The 3,598-nt window shown below is 67.8% G+C and carries 2 protein-coding genes and 1 pseudogene; all 3 read left to right on the top strand.

The window, feature by feature from the left end; all coding sequences use genetic code 11:
- Positions 1 to 311: pseudogene (locus tag G446_RS20440) on the top strand (RAMP superfamily CRISPR-associated protein); the annotation flags it as partial.
- On the top strand, positions 304 to 843 hold the full coding sequence (locus G446_RS0113265; protein WP_026410497.1) for a hypothetical protein: 540 nt from the start codon (positions 304 to 306) through the stop codon (positions 841 to 843). The pseudogene G446_RS20440 and the gene G446_RS0113265, both read left to right, overlap by 8 nt.
- Positions 836 to 3,121: a hypothetical protein gene (locus G446_RS0113260; protein WP_026410498.1), complete on the top strand. Its 2,286-nt coding sequence runs from the start codon at positions 836 to 838 to the stop codon at positions 3,119 to 3,121. The genes G446_RS0113265 and G446_RS0113260 overlap by 8 nt, the downstream gene beginning before the upstream one ends.
- The last annotated feature ends 477 nt before the right edge of the window (positions 3,122 to 3,598 follow it).

Genomic DNA, 3,598 nt, shown 5'->3' with positions numbered 1-3,598 from the left:
GGTGCCTGCTCGGGCTCGTCCTGGCCGAACTGGCCGCCGGCGCGCTGCCCCTGGGCAGCCGGGGCACGCGGGGGCTGGGGCAGGTGGAGGTCACCGGGATCAGGGTCGAGGGCGGCCCGAGCCTCGGCGTCGAGGACTGGGAGCTCGCGGCGCCGTCGCAGGACGGCGGAGCCGGGGCCGGCCTCGCCGGGCAGATCCTCGACCGTCTCCGGAGCGTGAATAAGGGCATTGCCGCGAGCCCCGGCGCGGGCGACAATTGGACCGGGTGGTCCTCCTACCTGTGCGACCCTGAGGAGGTGCGCGATGAGTGATCGGTTCTCAATGCCGGATCTGAAGCCGGCGGTGTGGACGACCGATATCGCCCCGGACGAGGACCTCGGGGCGGCCCTGGGCCGGGTCGGGCGCCTGGGCGCGAACGTCCGGGGCATCGCCTACACGACGGCGGGGGCGCGTGCGCTCCGGTCGGTCTGCGACGGGGTCCTGCGCGCAACGGACGGCGAGGTGCGGCGCGAGACCGTGTACGAGCTGCGGCTGTGGTCGGTGATCGCGAAGGATGGGGGCGGGGGCGACGGCGTGCTGGCGCGCGAGCTGCGGTGGCTCAACGGCACCGGGTCGGCGGAGGTCGCCGTCCTCAGGGCCGACGGCGTCGAAGACGGGGCTGCGACCGGGGCGGAGGACTGCTGGTACCGGCCCAACGCCTATCTGCAGCACAGTGACAGCGAGAGGGACCCGCGCAAGATGCCCGCGATGGAGAGCATCGAGGTCTTCATCATCGAGGACGAGTACGGCAATACGGTGTTCGTCGACGAGCTCATGACGGGAGAATGGAAACGCAATGGTTGAGTTCGAACCCTTCCACTCCGCGGTCAACCGGATCCCGGTGCTGCGGGACAAGGCGCAGGGTCTGGCCGAGGACGGGATGCTGCCGGAGGATCTCTTCGCCACCGGCAAGGCCCCGGGGCACGACCACCTGGAGCCCGAGAAACTGTCGGGTTCGATCGATCTGGAGATGATCTTGAGAACGCCGCTCGTCTTCGGCGAGCAGACCGTCGAGCACGAAGGCGGCAAGGAGCGTCATTTCATCGACCTTCCGATGAACGACGACGGCGGTCTCGTCGTGCCCCCCACCATGATCAAGGGCATGATCTCGCGCGCCTACGAGACGCTCACCTGCTCGCGCTTCCGCGTCTTCGGGGACACCGAGGACCGGGAGGGGCAGCGCCGTCCGAAGAGCAAGCACTCCGACCGCCTGACCTACCGCGGCGACCCCGCCAGCGCGCTGCAGCTCGTCCCGTTGCGCCTCGAGAAGAAGAATTCCGACGGCGGTTTCACGGCCGCCCTCCTCCAGGGCGACACCATGGTGACGACCGATTACCGTGAGAACGGGATCACCTATCCCACCATGCGGGCGGCCAGTTTGCAAGCCGGAATGCGAGGGCATGCGAAGCTCTGCCTGCAGGGGGGACTCGAAAGGCTCGAGAGGATGACGCCCCACCTCGAGGAGATCCGCTGCCACATGACGCTGTGCCTTCACGGCGACCGCGGCCGGGGCGCCCGCTACGCCTACTGGCAGGTGACTCACATCCAGGACAACAGCGGCAATTTCGTCGAGGCGTTCCGGATCAACGACTCGGTGACCACGATCGAGGACATGGACAATGTCCCCGGATACGTCTACCGGAGCACCGCCGAGGGGGATTCCCCCTCGAAACTGTTCCCTCGCAAGCACGACGAGAGGGTCTTCTTCGACGTATCTCGCAGCGGGCCGGAGCGAGTCACTGTCAGTAAGGACGTGCTCAGGGACTACCGCATTGTGGTCGACAGCTACATCGCCTATCGCGAGGAGGAGGAGAGGCTCAATCTCCCGCTGGACAAGAGGCACCGCCCCAACCGCGCCACCGCCGAGGCCCGTGACGGGGAGGGTGCGCCCGCCGATCTCAAGAAGGACGATCTCGCCTACGCGGTCGTCGAGCGGAATCGCGACGGATCGCACGCCGTCCGCCAGCTCCTCCCGGTCATGATCGGCCGGCGCGCCTACCGGGTCAGCCCGCGTGATCTCGCCGAGCTCCAGGGGATCCTCCCGGTGTCGGATCGCGACGGGGCCACCGCCGCCGACCGGCTCTTCGGCTACGTCGTCCCCGAAGCCGAGGACGGGGCCAGAAGAGGGGACGTCTCGTCTCGAGGACGGTTGATCTTCGGGGCGGTCGACGCCTCACGGGCGAAGATCGGACGCAAGGAGAAGACCCTCTCCCCGCTGCTCCAGCCCAAGACGACATCGGCCCGGCGATTCCTCACCGATTCGGAGGGCAGGACGCCGACCGACGAGAAGGGCGCGCCGCTCGCGCGGGGCGAGCACTTCGCCTCCGGCCAGTTCCTGGGCGCCGCCGCCTACCCCGTGCACCGCACGCTCGTGGAACGCAAGAATCTCGACGACTCGGGATTCCCGAGACGGGCGCAGGATGAAGTCGTCCTCGCCGGCCGGAAGCAGGACAATATCGGGGTGAGACTCACCGCCAGATCCTGGGTGAAGATCGGCAGCAGGCTCCGGTGCAGGGTGTCGTTCTCGAATCTGAGCAGGAACGAGTTGACGGCCCTCGTCTGGGTGCTCACCCCGAAGAACCTGGTCCCACCCCGGGAGCGCAATGACGACCCGCGAACGGTCGGATTCCTGCAAATGGGTCTGGGGAAGCCGCTCGGACTGGGCGCGCTCGAGGTGCGCATCGCCGAGGGCGGCCTGCACGTGATCAGCGGGAAGGACCTCGGTGCGGCGTACGAGGACCTGAGCGGATGTCTCGGGGAGAGCGAGTCCCGGGCCCAGGTGTCGGAGTACTCGTTCGCCGAGGACGTCAGGGCCGAGCTCGAGCGCCAGCCGTGGGTCCAGGCCCTGCAGCGCGCGGCGTTCGGCTACACCGACGGCAAGGAAGTCCGCTACATGTCGCTGGAGGAAAACAAGGCGAACAATCAGACGGACTTCAAGACCGGGAAGCCCAAGGAGCGCCGCGGCCTCTCCCCTCAGGACCTGCACGGCGACGGCTCGCACAGGTGCACTCATATCCCGCCCGATGAGAAACGGGCCCCGCGTTCCCAGGGTCCCCGCCCCCGGTACCGCAGAGGGCGCTGAGACACGATGCCGAATCGAAGCGAACAGCGCAACCAATTCAAACGCAGAACCGATTGGATCGTCAGAATCCCTTTGTTCTTCGCCTGCATCGCCACCGCAATGCTCGCACTTCTTGATTCGGTCGGGGTGCGGGGCGGTCTCGGCGGGGGTGGTCGGAGCCGAACCGGCTGGTGCTGGAGGTGCTGCTGCGGCTGGTGGGGCGGTATAGCGAACGGGATGTCATGTTACATGTTTGCAGTAAGGCACTCCAACGCCGACCTTTCGGCATGACGTCGTTGAAAGTTGGCGCGCGGAGGGCTCGAAGGGCCGTCGGTGGCGCTTGGCGTGATTCCGCCACTATGTGCTACTCTGGGCTCGGTGCTGGCCGGTCCGGAGGGGTGCTCCCGGGGCCGGTGGCGCTCCGGGCCCTCGAAGTGGCGTCATACCGCCGCTCCCGAGGGCAGGGGTCAGGGAGCACCACGCACCTGTAGGTGCATT

It is taken from the genome of Actinomyces dentalis DSM 19115 (assembly GCF_000429225.1).
Lineage (GTDB): Bacteria > Actinomycetota > Actinomycetes > Actinomycetales > Actinomycetaceae > Actinomyces > Actinomyces dentalis.
This window is presented reverse-complemented; position numbering and strand designations above follow the sequence as displayed.

Coding starts and splice junctions, on each gene's coding strand:
- G446_RS0113265 (WP_026410497.1), top strand. CDS start 304: ATGAGTGATCGGTTCTCAATGCCGGATCTGAAGCCGGCGGTGTGGACG.
- G446_RS0113260 (WP_026410498.1), top strand. CDS start 836: ATGGTTGAGTTCGAACCCTTCCACTCCGCGGTCAACCGGATCCCGGTG.